Origin of the sequence: Actinomadura barringtoniae (assembly GCF_017573505.1) — a bacterium.
Taxonomy (GTDB): domain Bacteria; phylum Actinomycetota; class Actinomycetes; order Streptosporangiales; family Streptosporangiaceae; genus Spirillospora; species Spirillospora barringtoniae.
Window position 1 is genome coordinate 48,183 of the sequence record NZ_JAGEOJ010000036.1, and the last position, 21,300, is coordinate 69,482.

The following is a 21,300-nucleotide window of genomic DNA, read 5'->3' on the forward strand; positions in this document are numbered from 1 at the left end:
CCGCATCACGCCAAACCGATCAGGACGCACGCGAGGCTGGTGAGGCGACACGCAAGGCCGGTCAGGCAACGCCTGTCGTCTTCCAGAACGCGCAGTTGTGCTCGGACGCCGCGTCGATGGTGCGGATCGCGCCTGGTGCCAGGCTCAGCGGCGCGAGGCCTGGCCGCCACCTTGGGGCGCCACGGTGGTTCGGGTCGCCTGAACGGGCGAACGCGCTCCAATACCCGATCATGGTCCGGGCCAGTCCCTTGCGCTCCTTGTTGACCAGCAGGTCGCGGCCGCCCAGGTCGAACAGATAGGGGAGATCGGACGCGTGCGCCGCGCCCATCGGAAAGCCGGGGATCTTGATCCCGTTGACGTTGGGCGCGTTCTCGTCGGCGAACTCGTACGAGTAGACTTTCCTGAGGCCGCGGGCAGTGGCCAGCGCCGAGCAGGCCCAGGATCCATCGGTCAGGACCGCCGCCCAGGCCGGCCCCGCCGACCGATACCGCGACAGCGGATATTTGGCGGCGACCTTGCCCGCGTCCTTCCCGAACGCCGCCGCCAGCAGCCGCGGATAGGTCTTGGCCGTGATCAGCTTCGGGTCGTAGTTGATCGCGCCTCCGACGAACGACCGCGCCTCGTCACGCGTACCGCCGATCATGACCGGAACGGACGCGAGCGGCGCCACAGCCGGGTCCCGCGGCAGCAGAGCGGTGCCGTACGCCAGGTGATCGGAGAACGACGCCGACTGCGGAAGGAGTTCGTCCGCGCTCTTGCGCCGCAGACACGCCACATCGCCGCACTTCAGCTCCTTGGCGGCGGCCAGCCCGTCCTCCTGCCCCTGCTTGACGGGCACGTACGGCCTGTCGGCAGGCGCCCCCGGGAACAGCCCACCGGCAGGCCAGCGCAGTCGGCACGACCCCGAAGAGATGATCGCCTTGTCGACAAGGCCCTTGGCCTCGGGCGATGCGAGCAGCGCGCAGGCCGACATCGCCCCCGCCGACTGCCCGAACACGGTGATGTTGTGCGGATCGCCCCCGAACGCCGAGGCGTTGCGCCGCGCCCACTTCAGCGCCGCGATCTGGTCCGCGAGCCCGAAGTCGCCCGATCCCTTGAGCCCGGGCAGCCCCAGATAGCCGAAGATCCCGAGCCGATAGTTCACCGTGACCACGATGGCCTTGCCCTCGGTGGCCAGCCGTACGGCGTCGTAGTCCTTGCCGCTTCCCTGGGTGAATCCGCCCCCGTGCCACCACACCATCACCGGCAGGCGGCCACGCCGCTTACGCGGGGCGGTGACGTTCACGTAGAGGCAGTCCTCGCTCGAGGGCTGCTTCCCGGCCTGCTTGCAGTCCTTGCTCGCCCGGGACGCGCGTACCCCGCTCCAAGGCTGTGGCTTGCGCGGCAACGTCCACCGCAGCCCCCCAACAGGCGGCGCAGCGTAAGGAATCCCTAGAAACTCCCGGGCGTCCCCCTTGAGAACGCCCCGTACGCTCCCCGAGTCCACCCGTACGGTCAGCGGCTCCTGCGATGTCTTACAGGCCCCCGCCAACCCCATGGCCGAGACCACCGCAGCCACGATGGACGCGCTCTTCACACCCGGCATCATCATGATTTCGACGCTAGGGAGCGCGCCGTCCTAGGGCCTCAACCCGCCGTCCCGTCTTAGAACCGCGACTTCAGACGGAGCCGGCCCCCCATCCCCACCCAAAGGCGCAGACCCACCAGGGCGTCGGCCGCAGGAGGGGGCGAAAACGACAAAGGGTCAGCGGGCAGGAAGCCGAGGGCTTCCGACCACACTGACCCTGAAACCGAAGTTTCCGCGCCGCGAACGCCCGCCGTGAACGACCGGACGTTAACGATTGAGCGTCAAAGCTCAGGCGGGGACGATGTTCTCCGCCTGCAGGCCCTTCTGGCCCTGCGTGACGTCGAAGGACACCTTCTGGCCCTCCTGGAGCTCTCGGAAGCCCTGGGCCGCGATGTTGGAGTAGTGGGCGAAGACGTCGGGGCCGCCGCCGTCCTGCTCGATGAATCCGAAGCCCTTTTCCGAGTTGAACCACTTGACGGTGCCGGTGGCCATGGCCATCTCCCTCTGGGTCGATCCCGGCCGTACACCGTGCACGACCGGAGACGCCGCGATGGCCCATCCGGAAGATCCAGAACAACAAATACGCCCGAGGGTCCGACCCGCAGGCGTCTATGCATGTTTATGGGAACCGCAACTTTACTTGACGGTAGCACAGGAGGCTCCACCAGGGACGATTCGGCGCCGACCTGCGGAGCGATGATTTTCATACCGAGCCTGTAGCCGCCCAAAAACTCTTGATCGAGCGCATACTGGTGGTGTGACTTCATCCAGGCCCGGCAGACGCCGACACCTTCCCACCAGCCCCTTCAAGGCTCCGGCCGAGGCACCGCCGGTCAAGGAGTTCGAGCTCCACGACCAGGTGACTCACGACACCCACGGGTTGGGACGCGTGGTCGAGATCGAGCCCGGACGCGCCGTCCTGGTCGACTTCGGGACTCAGAAAATCAGGATCCTCACGCCCTATCCGAAGCTTTTCAAGCTCTGAACTCCGCAGCTCAGCAGCGCCGGAGGTTCCGGCCGCAACGGTGCAGAACTCATGATCCGAATCGGCAGGGCGTAGGCTCGGGACCGACAAGGGGGCCGTGACGCAGGCAACTGGCCGGTGTCTCCCCTCGTCTGATACTTGGGCGCTCCAGTGCCCGGACAGGTACGGCGCCCATGCCGCCGCTCGCTCGCTCCCCCCGGGACGGCCTGATTCCGTTCCACGGCACCCCGCCGTGCGACACCTGGAGAGTCCGGATCGGAGTTTCACCATGCCCGTGAAGGACACCCTGCCGGCAAGGGCCGCGCGACGCCGTTCCGGCCGGACCGCGGTCTGATCGCGTGGAACACATCCCCGAGGCTGAACGCGAACTCCCGCCGATCACCTGGGCGCCCGGCGGGATGCCCCAGCTCACCAGGGACGTGGGCAGGTTCGCCGCGTCAACGGATCTGATGTCGGCGGTCCTGTACGGCGCGCCCCTGCCCGAGCTCCTGACCCGCGTGGCGACCCACGCGCGCACGATGGCGGTCGCGACGCTGGCCTTCATCGCGCTCCCCGACCGGGAGGGCAACGAGCTGCGGGTCGCCGTCGCGGTCGGACCCGGCAGCGACGCGATCCGCGACCTGACCGTCCGCCGCGGCCGTTCCATGATCGGCCGCGCCTTCAGTACGCGCCGGCCCCTGTCGGCCCGGGTCGCCGGCGACACCGCCCTGGCCGGGCTCCCGCCCGGCCCGATCCTCCTGCTCCCCTTGGAGACGGGCGAGAACGTCCGTGGCGTCCTGGCCGTGGCGGGCCGCCCCGGTGACCAGCCGTTCGACAGCCCCATCGCCAGAGAGCTGATCCGCTTCGCAGACCTGGCCGTACGTCTGGTCGACCTAGCCGAATCCCACCGCTGAACCGCACCGCTGAACCGCACCGCTGAACCGCACCGCTGAACCGCACCACTGAACCGCACCACTGAACCGCACCGCCGGGCCCAACCCGCTGGGCCCAACCGCCGAATCCCACAGCTGACGGCGACGAGAACGCCAAAGAGGGAGAAGCAGCAGCTTCCCCCTCCCTGGACTCAGAGTTAGCTGCCGTGGGCCTCCCACCAGGCGGCTGCGGCGTCGGTGGCCAGACCGGTGGTCCACAGGTCGGCCGGGTCGTCCGGCAGCAGACGTTCGCGCACGGCGTCCCTCATGGGGAAGGACAACTTGGCACCAGTTGCCGGGATATCGGCATCCAGTGCCTCTGCCGGAAACCTGCAGATCGCGACGGCGTCGGCCAGATCGAAGCCCGCACGTTCCGCCAGGGCGCGAACGGTCGCGGTGGCGTCGATCGGGGCGGGGCCGCGGTCGGTCAGCAGCTGGATGAGCCGCAGAATGCGGTCGGCGCTGGCCCAGCAGGGGATAGGGGCTCGGGCGGGCTGCCAACCAAACGGCTCCGTTGCGGTGAACGTTCCGTCTGACGTGCACTCCACGGCGGTCGCGGTTCGGTTGTGGCGCTGGTAGTCCAAGATCAGCAAAGCGCCGTTCGGAGTGCGCCAGAGTTGCCCGGGCGCCGTCTGCTCCAGGTTCTTGTCGGCCATTTGACGTTCGGCGTTGGACTGCCCCTCGCCATCCGAGGGAGTGAGCCTCAGGACGCGGCAGGCTCCCGCGCCGATCGGAGCGTTCGCCCAGAGGCGCAGAACGTCGAGGATGTCTTCGCGCAGCGAGTCAGGGGTCCACGGCACAACGGCGGGGAGCGCGTAGCCCGCCAGGGTCTCCAGCTCGACGCCCACGTAACCGCGGGGCGGCAGGGAGACCGTTCGGACAAGGTAGGGCTGGTCGGCCGCCGGCTCCTCGGTCGCCGACTCCAGCGCGCGCGCCAGAAGCCGTTGGCGTACGAGCCACCTCGTCCGCGCCGCGGTGCGCGCGAACGGCAGGTCGGCGGCCGGTGAGACCAGCTCGGGCAGTCCCGAGGGCTGGGGACGGCCGGTCCGATCGCGCAGCTCGATGGCCAGAAGAAGACACTCGACGGCCGTGCGAGCCGCCGCCGATACGCCATCGCGCAGCGCCGGGACGGTCACCTCGGGCAGCACGGCCTCCAGCGCGTCAGCGGCCGCACCCGGCCCGGCCAGCGTCGCCTCCAGCAAACGCGCCGCACCCTCGCGATCGAGCCGCCGCAGCGCCGCCGACCCGTCCGGGTCCACCGCGTCACGCCGTGCCCACCAGCCGGGCGGCGGAACGAGCCCGCCCTTCGTGCTCATGATGGGCGAGAACAGCAGCCGGGCCGTCCGGGTCCCGTCAGGGGCGGTGACCGTGATCGCACCGCGGCTCAGCCGGACCTCGCTCGGACCGCCGGCGCCCGGGAACGTCACCTCGGAAGTGCCCGGCGCCTGGGGCCGCGCGGTCGCGGAGCCGGGGTCCAAAGTCAGCGCCAAAGCCTGGCCCGTCTGCCCTTCGACCCGGAACGTCTGCCAGAGACCGCCCTGGATCCGTGACAGTAGCCCGGTCTTGCCGTCGTACCAGGGCAGCAGCCCCTCGGGCAGCTGGGGCAGCCGCACCGGCAGAGAATCGTCGCCGCTGACGGACGCCTGGGCGTTCCAGGACCGTTCGGTGACCGTGAGGTACCCGAGGTGCTGAACGATCGTTCGACCCGACTTCGGGGCCTTGTACGGCGACCCATTGCTGGGCACGCCGAATTCGGCGGGAATGCCACCCCGTAGGGCGGCCAGCAGGGCGTCCACCGGGTCGGCAGGCTCGAGCCCCTCAGCGATGCCCGGAGCCAGCCTGAGAAGACCACAGCCGGTGAGCCGCACCAATTGCTGCAGGGCGTTGTACATGAAAGGAAGGTCCGCGCGCCCCGCGTCCGCCTTCCACCCATCGACGGCTTCGTTCAGCACCTCCCGGGTCTCCGGCAGCTCCCAGAGCGCCTTGACGGAGGCCTCGTAGTCGACGTTGCCGTAGTAGCCCAGATCGCGAACGAACGCGTTGAGCAGACCGGCGAAACGCTCGCGCCCTTCAGCCCCGGACGCCACGTCCGCGGCAAGTTGCCCCGCGTCGAAGTTCGAACCCCACCAGCGAGGAGAGTCGGTGGCGGTCTCCCACATGGGAATGATGTGCCGATAGTCGGGAGGCGGCAGCGCCGGGTCCGTCTCCTCGCCGAAGACCACCTCGGCATTCGGGAACAGCCGTTCCCCGGCCTGGTCGGCGAGCCTCAGCAGCACAGGCGCAGCGCAACCCCGCCCCGCCGTGCCGAACCACTCCGCCGACAGCTGCGCCCCGGCCCCAGCCTCCGCCAAGGACTCCAGCCACATCTGCCGGATCTCCTCGGCGACTTCCTCGCCGCTCTCCTCCTCGTGCCGCGCACGGTCGGGCTCGGCGGCGATCAGCAGCTTCATCAGGTCGTCATCGCGTTCGGCCACCACCGCCAGCGGCTCCCGGGCCGCCGCCCACACCTGATGAGACGCGACGGGCATGAGCCCGGCCCGCAGCAGCCGCTCGGCCAGGAACGCCTCTTCATCCCGCTTCTTGATCTTCGCCCCGCGCGCCAGCGTCCGCAGATCAGGGAAGATCCGCGCGTACGGAACGAGCCCGGCATCGAGCCCCGCGCAGATCACCTCCCGGAACCGCGCGTGCGCCTCCTCCCCGGGCAACTCCGCGGCGAGCGTCTTGGCGTAGTCCCGCAACGCGGCAGGCCCCACCCCACCCACAACCACCAATTCAAGGAAGACGCCCTGCACCCGATCAAGATCGAGCAGCGCCGGATGGTCCTTCTCGACCTTGCGCGCCTGCCCGAACGCCCAGAACGCCAGCTCGCTCTCCCCGGCCGCCACCAGCTCCCGGCAGGCCTGCTCGAAGAAGAGCGCCACATCGCCCGCGGGCAACGGGCTCGCGGCCTTGGTCAGCATCTTCTTGGCGCCCGTGGGCCCGGCTGCGGCAAGGTCCGTCGTTGCCGGCAGCTGCGGAAACTGAGTCATCGCGTCCTTCGTCCCTGGATCTCCTGAACGACCATGAAACCCTGCGACGGCAGCACCACGTGATCGGTTCCGCGGAACGAGAAAGGGTCAGTCGAAGGTGGTGGAGATTTCGTGCCAGCCACCGGGAACGAGGTCGGTGGCCTCGTCCGGTCCCCAGGTGCCCTTGGCGTAGGGGAAGGGCTGGGTGGGGAGGTCGAGGATGGGCTGGATGATGCGCCAGGACTCCTCGGCCAGGTCGAAGCGGACGAAGCGGCGGGGGTCGCCGGTCATCGCGTCGGTGAGGATGCGCTGGTAGGCCGCTTCCATCGGGCCCAGGACCTTGGTGAAGTCCACGCTGAGCGGGACCTGCCGGGTGCTGTCGCGACCGGGGATCTTGGCGAGAAGGTCGAACGTGACGCCCGCGTCGGGCTGGATGCGGAAGCGGATCAGATTGGGCGCCGGGGCGCCGTCGAAGAAGGTGATGGGCGGGGTGCGGAGCTGGGCGACGACCTCCAGGTCGGTGGTGCCCAGTCCCTTGCCGGAGCGGATGTAGAACGGGACGTCGGCCCAGCGCCAGTTGTTGATGCGCAGGCGCAGTGCCGCGTAGGTCTCGGTGGTCGAGCCCTCGCGGACGCCTTCGGTGCCCAGGTAGCCGTCGTACTGGCCGCGGACGACGTCGTCGGGGTCGACGGCCTCGACGGCGCGCAGCACCCGCCACTTCTCGTCGATGAAGGCGCGCGCGTCGGTCGACGGCGGCGTGTCCATGGCCAGGAGCGCGAGGATCTGCAGAAGGTGGTTCTGGACGACGTCGCGGATCGTGCCGTTGGCGTCGTAGAACGAGCCGCGGTCGGAGACGTCGAAGTCTTCGGCCATCGTGATCTGCACGTTGTCGACGTAGTGCCGGTTCCAGATCGGCTCCAGCAGCATGTTCTCGAACCGGAACATCAGCAGGTCCTCGATCGGCTCCTTGCCCAGGAAGTGGTCGACGCGCCTCAGGTGGTCCTCGTCGAAGAACTCCAGCAGCTCGGCGTTCAGTGCCCGCGCCGACTCCAGGTCCTTGCCGAACGGCTTCTCGACGACCATCCGGGCGTTCTTGTTCAGGCCGACCTTCGCCAGGCCCGCGGCGACCGTCGCGAACAGCGAGGGAGGAACCGCCAGATAGTGGGTGAGGAATCCCGCGTCGCCGACCTCGCCACGGATCGCCTCGAAGGTGGCGCCGTCGGAGTAGTCGCCCGCGACGAGCCGGATATTCCGGACGAACTTCTCGAACGCCTCCTCGTCCAGCTTGTCGTGCTTGGCCTCGCACGACTCACGCACCCGACCGCGCAGCCCGGCCAGGTCGAGGTCGGTCTTGGCGACCCCCACGATCGGCTGGTCCAGCACCCCGTCCGCCGTCAGCCGGTACAACGCCGGCAGCAGCATCTTGTACGCCAGATTCCCGGTGATCCCGAACAGCACCAACGCATCGGCCCGCTCCATCGCCGGCCCCCCTCTCCTCGGCCTCACAGCTTGCCGTCCCAGCCTCACAGCTTGCCGTCTAGGCCATCCCGTGAACAAGCGCCCCGCAGGCCACTCAGTCCTCAGCCGCAATCGGAACCCGCCGTCCAGCCCCCCCAGAGAGCGGCCCCATCCAGCTCCATGCCCAGAAAAACACAAAACGCCAGGTCATTGACCTGGCGTTTCAGTGAAAAAGGAGTGTGTCCGAGGGGTGATCACACCCGACCGCACATGGCCCGCATGGTGCCCGATCGGTGATCGCTACCGGATCACAGTTGGGACCTAGTGGGATCAAGTATCGTGCCTTGCGGCTAGCTTGATCGTTTCGCTCTCTCCAGTCCGGCGACACGTGACATGTCGGCTGAGTGTCGCTGGGTAGCTGTCCGGGCTCTATCGCGCTTGTCGCGGGTTCGGCTCGGATACTGGAATCTCAGACCGGGTGAGAGTGTCGTTGCCGAGATGCTTCGGGGCGCCGTGAACGTCTGAGGAAGCGCCGCACTCTACGGTCATCATCGTCGGTACACACGAGTGGCACATCACCCTGCCACTCGAGGTGGACCCTGGGGGGCTCACCGTGGCTGGGTCGTCGCGCACTATGGAAGCCGAAAGTCACAGCTGCCTGGACTGCTTCTTCTATGCGGGCCTGCTGATCGCGGTCAACGTCGGGCTTGTGGTGGCGCGTTGCGTCTTGCACCTTGTCCTCAAGATGGTCGATGTCGAACGCGGCCTTGGCTTCCCCCAGGGAAGCTGAAACCCGAGTGACGTGCTCGATGAGCTGCCTGAGCGGATCACGGAAGATCCACCCAAGGATGAGCACAACGAGAGGCCACGCGAGCCGGTCCAAGACCGAGTCAATGAACTGGAGAGTGTCCACGACGCCAGGCTTGCACGGGGATGTCCATGCATGTTGGCGTTTCGCGAGCCACTCCCATTCCGAAATCGGCCACTCGGGGCGCCCTCGAATCCAAACCTCCGCACTCCTGACAGGTCGGCTGCCGACTGTCGTTACGGGTTGCTGCTAGGCGCATCATCGATGTTGGGGACTGCCGCGCGCACCGGGGCTACGAGGCTCTTTGACGTGAGCCGGAGTGGCTCGACCAAGACCTTGAGAGGGTCGGCCAGTCAAGTCCCGCGTCCCTGTGAAGGAGAGGGGGCCGCCCCAGATGCGGTTGACCACAGGTGACGAGTGTCGCAGATACACGCACTCACGTTCTCCCGCCGACCCCTTTGGACGGAGATCTCATCAACTGTCGGTGCCCGTCGGTAACCTCGCTTCCGAGCGTGTCCTGCATATCTCGGTTCGGCGGCGATCGGCCTCGGCGGCCGCAGCCTCAAGGCACGGAGGAGTTGTCGGTGGTGGATGTCCCAGCACTCCGCTATGCGAACGCGGATCTACCACCTGCAGATCCGCGCCACCCGCATAATTGAGCGACCAGCAGGAACGTCAAGGCCCTCGGGTCGCCATCTCTGACGAGCAAGGACACCCCGACTGATGCCAGTGACCCAGCAGGAGATCGAGAACCGGTTGTGGGACGCCGCCGACGAGCTGCGCGTGGCGATGCCCGAAGCGCAATACGCCTCTGTCATCTTCCCGCTGATGTTCTGGAAGTACCTGTCGGACACCTGGGAGCACCAGCACGAGGAGTTCCTGGCCGACAACGAGGGTCTGGACGACTTGTCCGCCGAGGAAGCCCACGAGATCGAGTACCGTGACTACCAGTCGTTCGAGATCCCGATCATCCACCCGGGCACCGTCCAGAAGCGTCGCGCCTCCTGGACATCCATCCTCGCGACCATCACCCAACCCGGCCTTGGTAAGCGCGTCCGCGCCTCCCTGCAAGCCATCGAGACGGCCAACCCGGACAAGTTCTCCCGCATCTTCGGATCCATGACCTGGACCTCCGAAGAAGTGCTGCCGGGAGAGGCGCTGGCCGCGGTCATGCAGGCGATGGACCGAACCCCGAAGATGCACGAGGGCAACATGTCCCACGACGTCCTCGGTGGAGCATATGAGTACCTGCTGAAGAGATTCTCCGACGGATCCGGCACCCGAGCCGGGCAGTTCTTCACCCCACGTGAGGTCGTCGAACTGATCATCAAGGTCGTGGACCCCACGGGCTACGAGTCCGTCTACGACCCGACCTGCGGATCGGGCGGAATGCTCATCGCCTCCGCGAACCTCCTTAAGGCCCACGGCGGGCGTGGTTACACACTCAAGTTGTACGGACAGGAAGCCGTACCGGACACTGCGGGTGTGGCTCGCATGAACCTCTTCATGCACAACCTCACCCAGTTCAAGGTCGAGGTCGGCGACACCCTGAAGGATCCGCGCTTCAAGAAGCCGGACGGATCCGTCGCTCAGTTCAATGTGATCGTCGCGAACCCGCCCTACAGCCTGAAATGGAAGCCCTGGACCAATGATCCGCGCGCCCTCGGCGGGATGGCTCCGCAGTCGTCGGCGGACTGGGCGTTCGTACAGCACATGATCGCCAGCATGGACCCGAAGAAGGGACGCGCCGGTATCGTATTGCCCCACGGTGTCCTCTTCCGCGGCGGGCAGGAAGCAGCCGTCCGCCGGCGTGTTTTGAAAGACGATCTTCTAGAAGCTGTGATCGGTTTGCCGGCGAATCTCTTTTATTCGACTTCCATTCCGACCTGCATCCTGGTGTTCCGTGCCCCCTGCACCAAGGCTGAGGAGCGTCGCGACGGGGTGCTGTTCGTTGACGCCTCCAATCGATTCACCAAGGCCAAGAATCGCAACATCCTGACCGAGGCCGATATCGCCGACGTCGTGACCGCTTACCACTTGAAATCCGACGCAGACGGCAACCCGGTGGACCCCGATGGAGAGGGCGGACTTGCGGCGCGATTTGTCCCCATCACGGAGATCGCGGCGAACGAATATGACCTCAACATCGGCCGTTACATCAAGCAGGCCGCCGCCGAGCAGGAAGACCTCGGCACCCTCATCGAGGCGTACAACGTCGCCCGAGCAGAGCGGCAGAAGGCTGAACAGCGCATGCTCGCCGTCTTGGCTGCCGCGGGGATCGAGGGCTTCGATGAGTGACGGCTATCCACTTCGTCCGCTCGGAGAACTGATGCGCCTCGACATCGAGCGCACACCGATGATGCCTGCAACCACCTACCGTCTGGCCGGGGTCCTAAACGCAGGACAGGGGCTTGTCGCCAAAGGCGAACTCGACGGCGGAGCAACAGAGTACGCGGCAATGAACGTGCTGCGTGTCGACCAGGTCGTGATGCGAAAACTGACCGCGTGGGAAGGCCCGATCACCGTAGTACCCGCCGAGTTCGACGGATTCGTCGTCAGCAATGAGTTCCCGACATTCACTCTTGGTCCAGAACTGGTGCCCGACTGGATGAGGCACCTCTGCCGCTCGCCACGACTGTGGGCAGAAATGAAAAACCGAGTGAGTGGGACAGTCCAACGGCGCAAGCGCCTCAACCCAGAGCAACTCTTGCAGATCCGACTCCCGATCCCGCCCCGAGGGGTACAAACGGGGATCGTCGAGGTGCTCGACGCAGTTGACGACCAGATCGCCACACTTGAGGCTGAGGCTGAGGCTGCGACGCGGGTCAGGAATGGCCTGCTGGGTGAGTTCGCAGGTGATGCCAGCACTGACACGAAGCCGCTCGGGGAACTCTGCCCCGTGATCGGCTCGGGGCCCTCCTGGGCAGCCAAGGATGAGTTTCCCGTTCCGCCAGATGCAGGGTGGACGGTCCTGAAGATCACCAACACGAAGCCCGACGGGTCTATCGACCTGAGCAAGTTGTCCTATGTGGTGGGGCTACCGGCCCACACAAAGATCATCGGGCCGACAAGTCTGGTCATGATCCGCACTAACGGAAACCGGAAGCGGATCGGCAATGTCTACCTCCCGCCGGAGGCGCTTCACGGGGCAGCAGTGTCCGCCTTTCAGTTCATCCTGGACGCTACTGACGTCGATACGAGGGACTACCTCTACCTCGTACTCCGCAGCCCGAGAATCCAGAACCAGATGAGTGAATCCGCTAGCGGAAGCACTGGGCTTGGGAATCTCGCAGTCCGGTGGCTGAAAACGCTCGAGATTCCCTGGCCCGACGCTGATGTCCGGGAGATCCAGGTCGAATCGGTACGGGTCATCGACGCCAAGATTGTGGCAGTCCGCGCCGAGGCTGGCCGACTCCGCAGCGTCCGTGCGCGACTCCTGGCAGGGCTGTTGGACCGGACCGTCGAGATTGAGTCTGCCGAACTGGAGGCCTGACAGGTGGCTAAGGGCATCCGGGAGCGCGAATTCCAGAATCTGATGATCCAATGGTCCCTCCCGATGGGCTGGGCCTTCACAGCGGGCCGGTCATTGCCGCGTGAGACGACGCAGACGGTGATTGTCGGTGAGTTGCGGGATGCCATCGTCCGACTTAATCCTGGGGTGATCGCCGGGTTCGACGTGGACTCGGTGGTCGAGGAGATCGCCGCCTCGGTCAATGCTGTCGAAGGCGGGTTGGTGCGAGCCAACGAGCAGGTGCTGCACCTGCTGCGCGGGCGTAAGGAGTTTCGGGACGCCGACGGCGTGTGGCACGCCCTTAAAATCATCGACTTCGAACTCCTGGCAGCCAATACCCTGGTGGTGTCGGACGAGGTGACCATCACCGTTCCCGGCAAGAGGCCCCGCCGGTTCGACCTCGTGTACTGGGTCAACGGCCTGCCCTTGGTGGTAGTCGAGGTGAAGTCCCCGACCGCGCAGTCCGGCTGGGCGGACGCAGCCCGCGAGATCAACGACGTATACGCCACCGAGTATCCGTGGTTCTTCACCCCCAACGTCTTCGCAGTCGCCTCCGACGGGCTGAAGCTACGGTTTGGTGCTGCCGGTGCCCCCACGAACCTGTGGCAGCCGTTCAGGTCCACCGCCGACGACGAGAATCTGTCCGGTCAGGTCGACGTGCGGCGTTCCGTCGAGCTTCTCCTCAACCCGGCGACGGTCCTGGACATGCTGGCCAACTTCGCTCTGTTCGACACCTCGGGGGGCAGGGTGGACATGAAGTACCTACCCCGCTACCCGCAGATGGAGGCCGCGCACCTGATCCACAAGCGAGTCTTGGAGGGCGGATCGAAGGGCCTGATCTGGCAGCACCAGGGGTCCGGGAAGACGTTGCTGATGGTCTTCGCCGCCTCGCTTCTGCTGGCGGACACCCGAACCGAGTCGCCCACGATCATCTTGCTCTCGGACAGGACCCAGCTCGTCCGGCAGACCTCCGGGGTGTTCATCTCCGCAATGGGAGGTGCCCACTTCCACCAGCCCGCCACCAGCCAGGAGCTGCGTTCGCTGCTGGCCGACGACGTGCGCGGCGTCATCTCCACGACCGTCCACAAGTTCGCCGACGCCGGCAAGAACCTCTCGACCCGAGCCAACATCATCGTGATGGTCGACGAGGCACACCGCACCCAGTCCGCCAAATCGAGATCCCTGGCGGGCCAAATGCGTGCAGCGTTGCCGCACGCGAAGTTCTTCGGCATGACCGGCACCCCCGTCAGGAATTTGGCAACCGACACCTTCGCCCTCTTCGGAGAGGAGACCGACCCGGGTAGGGTCCTGCACCGCTACTCGGTGTCCCGGTCGCTGCGGGACGAGGCGACCGTCCCGGTCATGCTGGACCCACACCCGATCTCCTTCGAGATCAACGACCAGGCGCTGCAGGCCGAGTTCGACGAGTTCGCCGACGACTTCGACCTCGATGACCCTGACCGGGAGCTCCTGTCCCGCAAGTTCGGACGCCTCACCTCGGTGTTCACCAATCCCGACCGCATCCACACTGTCTGCCAGGACATCGTGGACCACTACCTGGCCGGTCCCTACCGCAACGGCCTCAAGGCCCAAATCGTCGCCTACAACCGTGAGCTGGCCGTGACGTACACGGACAAGATCAACGAGCTTCTGGCCAGCTTCGAGGCGTCACAGGTGCTCGCCGCGGTCGGGAAGCATGACCAGATCACCGCCGAGGTGAACATCTCCGTCTCAGACGCCAAGGGCGAAGACCCCGCCATGCGGCCGTTCCGTCTCTCGGAGGTCGAAGAGGAGCAGCAGAAGCGCCGGTTCCTCACCCCTGACGATCCGCTGTGCTTTCTGGTAGTAACCGCGAAGCTGATGACGGGGTTCGACGCCCCCAACGAGGGCGTCCTCTACCTAGACAAGCCGATGAAGGCCCACACCTTGTTCCAGACGATCACCCGCCCGAACCGCACCTGGGTGTCCCCAACCGGATTCGTGAAGACCTCCGGCGTGGTCGTGGACTACATCGGCCTGGCCGAAGAAGTCCAGCGGGCCGTCGTTGATCCCACCGCGCCGGAGGCCGGCAAGGGCGGCGGGTTTGTCACCGACCCGTCCGAGCTCGTCGCCGAGTTCCGCACCACCTTCGCCCGCATCGAAGACCTCCTCATCGACGTGGACGACCTAGACCTCACCGTCCACGGATACGAATCCGTCCGAGCCATCAACGCCTTCCTGGACGCCAATCCCGACGCCGCCGAAGCGTTCACCAAGGACTACCGGCTACTGGCCCGACTCTACCCGCTCATTCACACCGACAAGCGGATCACCAAATACCAGGACGGTTTCGGGCTGTTCGGGTCGGTGTACACGACCCTGCTCAAGAAGTCCTCCGACGAGGAGAGGAAGGAACGGCTCAGCGAGCTTGGGCCGATGGTCCTGGAGATCATCAATGCGCATGTCCACTCGTTCTCCGTGGTTGCCGCCCAGGAGGAGCCCCTTGTCCTGGACGCCCAAGGTATCGCCATCCTCAGGGAACTGCTGGCCCTCGTCCGCCCCAAGCCCGGCGAGGACGACGGCGAGGACAAGCCACCGCCGTCCGCGACAGAGATCCTGGATCACATCAAGGCTTCCCTTGACAAGGGCGTCGAACCCGGGTCCGCGAAGTACACCGCCCTCGCAGAGCGGATCAAGCTGCTGCGGGACCGGATTATCCAAAACGCCCAGGACGCCCTGGAATTCCTGTCCGAAGCACTCCGGATCGCTCGCACCATCGTGAACGCCCAAAAGCACCCCGACGAAGCCGTCGTGCTGGACGAGGACCACGTAGGCGTCCTGTCGCGAATCATCCACGACCACGCACCGCCCGGACTCACCATCACGGAGAGGAACCTGGCCGAGGAGATCGACCAAGTAGTCACCCGCTCCCTCACCCGGTCATGGGACAACGCAGACGCTCGCAACCGTGGCGTCCGCCGCGCCACCGCCGCAGTCTTCCGCCGCTACCTGCTGAAGCCAGTAGGGGAGCCGTATGACTCCACCGTCGCCTACATCGAAGCCCACTACCTAGTCGACTGACAAATGAACGGGAGACGAGGCCGAGAGCTATCAAAGCCAGCCGTATGCCCCACGACCCCGATCGGCGAACGGTGGCGGATTCTGGTTGAGGCACGACGCTGTTCCCACGGTTTGGGCTCGGGCCGCCTGACTGACTTTCTCTAGGCCAGATCACCCTTGGGGGCGCAGTCGTTCCTCAACCAACCTAGTCACTGCCCCGCGACGTTGTGGGAGCCATCGCCGGATGTGGTCGGTTGGTGGCGATTTCCGTACAGTCTGGTCCGGTTTATGTCGACGGCCAGATACGATCAGCAGTCGGAGTTCGGCTTCATGGTCGACTTGGGGGACTGTCGGCATGCAAACCCGAGTACTTGAGCTGTGGGAACGCGTGTTCGTGCGGGACATGCTCAGCGCCAAGCTCAATGAGTTGTACGGCAACGGCTTCGAAGACTTCTTCCTGGATCTCATGTGCGCACGCGATCCGGCCTTTTTCGACATCCGCACGCGCGGCACGCTTGGCGACCGCGGAGCGGACGGCCTGATCCTCGATGGGGATAACCTCTTCGCCTGCTACGGTCCACAGACCATCGACGAGTACGAGATCAAGAAGAAGATCAAGAAGGATCTGACCAGCGCACAGCGGCAGCGGGCCGGCGCCTTCGAGACCTTCACGTTCGTACACACCGATCGACGCGGTATGGATCCCGTGGTCTCGATCGCTCTGTCTGCGGCGAAGAAGTCGTTCCCGGAGTTGACATTTCACAACTTCGGGTACAGGCGGTTCCTGAACGAGATCGTCAGGCTCGATCGTGAGCAGATCGAGGACCTGCTGGGGTGTCAGTTCCCCGCGCAGAAGGTCGTATCAGGCGTTGCGCTGCGGGACGTCCGCCCGCTGCTCGAACACCTCGCCGAGGAGCGCAAGCCCAGCGTCGGGCTTGCTCCGCTGCCCCAGCCCTCTGTCGCGAAGATGGAGTTCAACGACTTCTCCGCCGATGCCATGAACCAGATGATGCTGGCGGTACCTCACGTCCCAACCGTCAAGACCTACTACGACAACGTGATCGACCCTGTCGAACGAGACGAGGTCGCACAGGGGTTTCGTGAGCACTACCTGATGCTGGCCGAGATCCACGACGACCCCGATCAGATCCTCGAGGAGCTGATCTTCTACATCCGCGGCAACGAAGCCACAGGCTTCACAGAGTTCTTGAACGCGCTCGTCGTCTTGATGTACTTCTTTGAAGAGTGCGACATCTTTAAGGTGCCGCCGCCTCCCGACCCAGCGGTCCCCGATCCGAGAGTGAGCCGATGATCGTCCCCACCAAAGGAGTCGCTCCACAACGAGCGCTGCTCGCCGTGGGGGCCCAGATCGTCCTCGCGACCGGCACTCAGCCCGTCACCGTCACCCAGGCATGGCGAAGGCTCCTCACCTGGCGCGAAGCACACCATCATCGAGCCCCTGTCCCGTTCTGGTGGTTCGCATTGGCTCTAGACGTGCTGTTCGCGATGGGCGTGGTGGACCTAGACGATCGCAACGAACTCTTGATGTTCCGCCCCCGGCCAGATGCTGCGTAGCCTCGGAGCTGATGACGAGCGGTTCAAGACCCTTCATTTCCGCGAAGGTCTGAACCTCCTTATCGCTGACCAGACTGATCACTCCGCTGACACTGACAGCCGCAACGGCGTAGGCAAGTCGAGCACGGTGGAACTCCTGCACTACCTGCTGGGGGCGAACACCCAAAAGCAGTCCCTGTGGAGCCAGGAGGCTCTGGCCCGACACCGCTTCAGGCTGGTCATGGACTGGCCCAGACAATCCGAGCCGATCACGATCGAACGCCGGCCTACCTCCTCCAAGGTCTACCTCCAACCGGACGTATCGCGGCGAACGGACGCGAATCTGTTCGGCGAGCAGTTCGCAGCCGAGATCGGTCTTAAGGACTGGCAGTGGACCATCGCCCGAGACCTCTACCACGTCCCCTCCACAGAGACCCCGGTCAGCGGACGGACGCTGATGTCGTTCACCATGCGGAGGGCTGACACGGGCGGCTTCCAACAGCCGACCAGCACCTTCTCAGGCCAGTCTCCTCATGAGGCAATGATCTGCCTCAGCCACCTGTTCGGCCTCGATGTTGGCCTCGCAACCGAGTACAGGACCCTCTCGCAGCAGGACACGACACGAAAGAAGCTCGTCGAGGCCGCCAAAGACCCCGTATGGGGCAAGATTGTTGGACGGTCGGCGGAGCTGCGTGGAGAGATCAGCGCTGTCGAACAGCGCATCACCGAGCTCCGCCAACAGGTCGATGCGTTCCAGGTTGTTCCAGGCTACGAGGACCTACGCCGGGAGGCCGACGCACTCGACCGGCAGATCCGTGAACTCCGAGACCTGGACGAGGTCGAGCGCCACAACCTCGAACAGATGATCCGCGCCACTGCCGAGGTCGAGGAACCAGACGACCGGTACCTCGAACAGGCTTACAGACAGCTCAACATAGTTCTGGCCGGTGAGGTTCGTCGGCGCTTCGACGAGGTGCGTTCCTTCCACCACAGCATTGTCCGGAACCGAGACAAGCAACTGCAGGAGGAGACGGAGCTCCTCCAGCAACGCCTCGCCGAGCGCGAACGAGAACGCGAACAGCTGGGACAACGACTCGCCGCGCTCCTGCGCACCCTGCAAGAAGGCGGCGCGCTGGATGCGCTGACCGCGCTGCAGTCCGTCCTTGCCCGTGAGCAGGCGACACTGCAAGCCTTGAGGAATCGCTTTCAAGCGGCACAGACCCTGGAAGCCAGCCGCCGAGAGATCGAAAGCCGACGCCTCGCTCTGGAATCGGCGATGACCGACGACCTGAACGATCGAACAGAGATCACCTCAGAAGCCAGTCGACTATTCAACGTCTTCGCCCGGCAACTGTACGGACAATCCCACAACCCCTACCTCGCATTCGAGGCGCGCAAACAGCGCCTCGACATCGAGGCGAAGATCGACGCTGACGGAAGTCGCGGCATCCACAACATGGTGATCTTCTGCTTTGACCTCACGGCTGCCGTAATCGCTCACCGAAACCAACGAGGCCCTGACTTCCTAGTCCACGACAGCCATCTCTACGACGGCGTCGACGAACGCCAGGTTTCTGCGGCCCTTCAATTGGCCGCCGATGTCATGTCTGACGAAGGCATGCAGTACATCGTCACCATGAACTCCGACGACCTCCACAAGGCCGAGACCAAAGGGTTTGACCCAGACCCGCACGTGATTGAACCGATTCTCACCGACCAGCCTGACGGAGGGCTCTTCGGCTTCCGGTTCTGACGCACTGCACCGCCTTCAACCCGCTTCCCATCGAGATCCACCACAGGCACCTCGACCATTCCCATCGAGACGTGGATCTCCCAGGGCATCATCAAACGGCTGGAGCTCGGTTTGCGGGTCGCACCCGCCTCGCAGGGGAGTGGCCGAGATAGCTCACAGGCGCCTTCGGTTCGCCTGCCATGGCAGCTGGGTTTGCTCATCCGTAACCAGTGTCGGGCGTGTCAGCCCTGACCTGTCAGGGCGGTGAAGGCAATCCTGGAACGACGGTGATCTTGTGCGTGCAGTGGCGGATTGCCGGACGAGGACGGGCTTCGGGGAGAGGCGAGATGGCGGGAATCGGATCGGCGCAGCTCGGTGGTGTGGTGCGCGGGGTCTCTTGGGTTGCGTACGCCACGGTTCCCGTCGGGATCGTTGCCGGGGCGGTTGTTTGGAGTTCGCCGGTCGAGGCAGCTTCGGGGCGGCGTGATTGTGGGGACCTGAAGGGCGCGGCGTCGCAGATCTACGGCAGCGGTGATGAGCTGTGCAAGAACCTCCTCGGTGAACTCGGTAAGAAGAGCCCTGATATGGGCAAGGCGCTGGATCCCAACCGAGCACCACAACACCACAGCGGAACGAGTTCGCCACGCAAGACTCAGACCGCCACCAAATCCCGGCGTTCCGGCTCCAGCAGGAATCACCGCTCCAGCGCCGGGAGGCCTGACTCTGCGGCTCCAGCCGCTCCAAGCGTGCCCCGGAGCGGGGAGGGCCAGCCCGGCAAGCCGCAGGCCGAACCGCGGAACAAGGCAAAGGCTTCGCTCACATCCGCCCGCCCGGCCGTATCAACCTCTTCTCGCGCCTCGGCGACCCCGCCGGCGGCTGTGCCCTTCTCTCCGAGGGCGAACGCCGAGACTGATGATCCGCAGTTCCCTGGCTCGGCGTCCTGGCTGCTCGGTACGGCTGCAGCGGGAACCGTCGCCGCCTTCGTCGGTGCGCTGGCGCTCAAGCACCGCCCCGGGCTGGCGGGTCTCGGTGGCGTTGGGCTGCTGCGACGAAGGGGAAGGGCCCGTCATAAACGGTCAGAGGCTCTGCCACCTGTAGTGCCAGCTGCGCGGCATTCTGCCCAGGAGCGGCCGCCCGTCCCGCTCGCTCTGGGGGCTAGGGACGGAGTCCCCGTCGAGATTGACTTGGCTCGTGCCGATGGCCTCCGGCTGATCGGGATGGGTGCGGCTGGTGCAGAGCGCGCCTTGTTGCTCCAGGCCATAGACAACGCGACACGCGGCCGGTGCCAGGTAGTCACGACGAGAACCGCTCTGTGCAGAATGCTGGGCGATGCGACCGGAACACAGGTTGCCCAGGCGCCGCTACCGGGGCTGCACGCTGCCGCCTCGGTCGCCGAGGCGCTCAATTTCATCGGCGGCGAAGTCGTCGGACGGACAGCAACTATGCAGGATAGCGATGACGATGGCAGCCCTGGTCCTGACGAAGGTGCGGCTTTGGTTCCGTTGGTATGCGTGCTTGATCCAGTCGAGCAGGCGACCCGCACCGAGTATGAACTGCGGCGCGGCGCGAGTCTGGCAATCGGCGGCCTCCTGCTAAGCGATTGGCCTCACGGCACCACGCTCGCTGTCGACAGCAGCGGCGTGATCATGGACGCCACCGGGAAGGCCGCCGAGACCATGACCGGAACCCAGGCAACACTGCTGGCAGAGGCAGACGCTCGGAAACAGCTCGTGGCCCTGGGCCTTGTCGGCGATGCTCGGCTGGCTGCCAACCGAGGACCAGGGACAGCTCCGATGGCTACCGTGCGGGCCACCGGAGGACACGCGCCGTCTGTGCTGATCCGGCTCATCGGTGGCCAGTACGTGATCGAGGGGAGAAGCGGGACCATCAGCCTTCCGCCCGATCACCGAGCGTTGCTTGCGGTGCTGGCCGAGTACCGCGGGCGACTGATCGATAAGGCCACGATCGAGAACAAGGTCTGGGGGCCGGGCGGGTCGCCTAAGGTCAACCGGTTCGACGTGGTGATGAAGGAGACCCGCACCAAACTCTGTGAGGCGATGGGGCTGGCGACCAACCAGGGCACTCGCCTCATCGAGAACCCTCGGCATGCCGGTTACCGCGTCAACGCCGAGTTGATCGGCTACGACGTCTGGCAGCTCCGAGACCTGCTCGGCAGAGCCCGGACTGCGCACGCTGACGACAAGTACACCGCTCTAGCGGAAGCCGTAGAGAAATACACCGGTCCGTACCTAGCTGATTTCCAGCAGGACTGGGCTCGGCCCGAAGCCCGCGGTCTCGCTCGTGGAGTATTCGGCGCTCTGGTCCAACTCGCAGGCCTTGAGACCGACCTTGAACGTGCCGCTCTTCGGCTGGACCATGCGGCCGAACTGGATCCCGTCGACTCGCTTGTGTGTCGGCGGCGGATGCAGACGTATGCGGAGCTGGGCCGGATCGCGGATGTCCGTATCTGCTATCAGCAGTTCACCGAGCATCTCAAGCAGCGCGGGACCAAGGTCGATGCCCAGACCACGGCCCTCTATCGGGAGCTCGTCGACATGGCTGAGGCATGAGCCTCTCTGAGGCGCAAAGGTGCTACTAGGGGAGCCAGGTATGCGCGATGCGGTGAGCACAGCCTGAGGATGAGGACGCACGCCAGTGACCGGGCGCGCATCAGGAAGGCCGTAGAACGCCCTGGGGGCGATGTGACCCGTGCAGTCGGGCTAGGAG

Annotated in this window: 13 protein-coding genes; 9 read left to right on the forward strand and 4 right to left on the reverse strand. The window is 65.5% G+C overall.

Going from position 1 to position 21,300, the window contains the following annotated elements; all coding sequences use genetic code 11:
- Positions 1–61: 61 nt before the first annotated feature.
- Together J4573_RS50670 and J4573_RS50675 are read right to left on the reverse strand one after the other, a co-directional pair.
- Positions 62–1,591, reverse strand: coding sequence for a carboxylesterase/lipase family protein (locus J4573_RS50670; RefSeq protein ID WP_208263646.1), 1,530 nt, complete (start codon positions 1,589–1,591; stop codon positions 62–64).
- A 264-nt stretch (positions 1,592–1,855) separates the two neighbouring features.
- Positions 1,856–2,059 (reverse strand): cold-shock protein, encoded by a 204-nt coding sequence (locus J4573_RS50675; RefSeq protein WP_208263647.1) that lies wholly within the window; start codon positions 2,057–2,059, stop codon positions 1,856–1,858.
- A 265-nt stretch (positions 2,060–2,324) separates the two neighbouring features.
- Here J4573_RS50675 and J4573_RS50680 point away from each other — a divergent pair, with 265 nt between their 5' ends.
- Both J4573_RS50680 and J4573_RS50685 read left to right on the forward strand, forming a co-directional pair.
- Positions 2,325–2,552 carry a hypothetical protein gene (locus J4573_RS50680; protein ID WP_208263648.1) on the forward strand — a complete coding sequence of 76 codons (228 nt, stop codon included), beginning with the start codon at positions 2,325–2,327 and terminating at the stop codon, positions 2,550–2,552.
- Between the two features lie 338 nt (positions 2,553–2,890).
- On the forward strand, positions 2,891–3,445 hold the full coding sequence (locus J4573_RS50685) for a GAF domain-containing protein (RefSeq protein ID WP_208263649.1): 555 nt from the start codon (positions 2,891–2,893) through the stop codon (positions 3,443–3,445).
- Positions 3,446–3,621: 176 nt separating this feature from the next.
- Here the strand turns inward: J4573_RS50685 and J4573_RS50690 are convergent, their stop codons facing one another.
- Together J4573_RS50690 and zwf are read right to left on the reverse strand one after the other, a co-directional pair.
- The gene (locus tag J4573_RS50690) at positions 3,622–6,492 is read right to left on the reverse strand and encodes a hypothetical protein (RefSeq protein WP_208263650.1); all 2,871 of its coding nucleotides are present in this window, start codon (positions 6,490–6,492) and stop codon (positions 3,622–3,624) included.
- A gap of 87 nt (positions 6,493–6,579) precedes the next feature.
- Positions 6,580–7,950, reverse strand: a complete 1,371-nt coding sequence (zwf, locus tag J4573_RS50695) for a glucose-6-phosphate dehydrogenase (protein WP_208263651.1) — start codon at positions 7,948–7,950, stop codon at positions 6,580–6,582.
- 1,510 nt (positions 7,951–9,460) lie between these two features.
- Between zwf and J4573_RS50700 the strand changes: the two genes are divergently transcribed.
- The 7 genes from J4573_RS50700 to J4573_RS50730 all read left to right on the forward strand — a co-directional run bounded on the left by J4573_RS50700 (position 9,461) and on the right by J4573_RS50730 (position 21,143).
- Positions 9,461–11,035, forward strand: a complete 1,575-nt coding sequence (locus J4573_RS50700; protein WP_208263652.1) for a type I restriction-modification system subunit M — start codon at positions 9,461–9,463, stop codon at positions 11,033–11,035.
- Positions 11,036–11,066: 31 nt separating this feature from the next.
- A complete protein-coding gene (locus J4573_RS50705; RefSeq protein ID WP_208263653.1) occupies positions 11,067–12,230 on the forward strand; it encodes a restriction endonuclease subunit S domain-containing protein in 1,164 nt (387 codons plus the stop codon).
- A 3-nt stretch (positions 12,231–12,233) separates the two neighbouring features.
- Positions 12,234–15,308 (forward strand): type I restriction endonuclease subunit R, encoded by a 3,075-nt coding sequence (locus J4573_RS50710; protein WP_208263654.1) that lies wholly within the window; start codon positions 12,234–12,236, stop codon positions 15,306–15,308.
- 334 nt (positions 15,309–15,642) lie between these two features.
- Positions 15,643–16,599: an ABC-three component system protein gene (locus tag J4573_RS50715; protein WP_208263655.1), complete on the forward strand. Its 957-nt coding sequence runs from the start codon at positions 15,643–15,645 to the stop codon at positions 16,597–16,599.
- The gene (locus J4573_RS50720; RefSeq protein WP_208263656.1) at positions 16,596–16,862 is read left to right on the forward strand and encodes an ABC-three component system middle component 6; all 267 of its coding nucleotides are present in this window, start codon (positions 16,596–16,598) and stop codon (positions 16,860–16,862) included. The genes J4573_RS50715 and J4573_RS50720 overlap by 4 nt, the downstream gene beginning before the upstream one ends.
- Positions 16,852–18,594: an ABC-three component system protein gene (locus J4573_RS50725; RefSeq protein ID WP_208263657.1), complete on the forward strand. Its 1,743-nt coding sequence runs from the start codon at positions 16,852–16,854 to the stop codon at positions 18,592–18,594. The genes J4573_RS50720 and J4573_RS50725 overlap by 11 nt, the downstream gene beginning before the upstream one ends.
- Positions 18,595–19,892: 1,298 nt before the next feature.
- Entirely contained in the window at positions 19,893–21,143 is a 1,251-nt protein-coding gene (locus tag J4573_RS50730; protein ID WP_208263658.1) for an AfsR/SARP family transcriptional regulator, read from the forward strand.
- Positions 21,144–21,300: the final 157 nt, after the last annotated feature.

Bases quoted from the DNA above. Each gene is read 5' to 3' on its own strand.
- J4573_RS50675 (WP_208263647.1), bottom strand. From the start codon at position 2,059: ATGGCCACCGGCACCGTCAAGTGGTTCAACTCGGAAAAGGGCTTCGGA.
- zwf (WP_208263651.1), bottom strand. From the start codon at position 7,950: ATGGAGCGGGCCGATGCGTTGGTGCTGTTCGGGATCACCGGGAATCTG.
- J4573_RS50705 (WP_208263653.1), top strand. From the start codon at position 11,067: ATGCGCCTCGACATCGAGCGCACACCGATGATGCCTGCAACCACCTAC.
- J4573_RS50670 (WP_208263646.1), bottom strand. From the start codon at position 1,591: ATGATGATGCCGGGTGTGAAGAGCGCGTCCATCGTGGCTGCGGTGGTC.
- J4573_RS50720 (WP_208263656.1), top strand. From the start codon at position 16,596: ATGATCGTCCCCACCAAAGGAGTCGCTCCACAACGAGCGCTGCTCGCC.
- J4573_RS50700 (WP_208263652.1), top strand. From the start codon at position 9,461: ATGCCAGTGACCCAGCAGGAGATCGAGAACCGGTTGTGGGACGCCGCC.
- J4573_RS50715 (WP_208263655.1), top strand. From the start codon at position 15,643: ATGCAAACCCGAGTACTTGAGCTGTGGGAACGCGTGTTCGTGCGGGAC.
- J4573_RS50690 (WP_208263650.1), bottom strand. From the start codon at position 6,492: ATGACTCAGTTTCCGCAGCTGCCGGCAACGACGGACCTTGCCGCAGCC.
- J4573_RS50730 (WP_208263658.1), top strand. From the start codon at position 19,893: ATGCTGGGCGATGCGACCGGAACACAGGTTGCCCAGGCGCCGCTACCG.
- J4573_RS50725 (WP_208263657.1), top strand. From the start codon at position 16,852: ATGCTGCGTAGCCTCGGAGCTGATGACGAGCGGTTCAAGACCCTTCAT.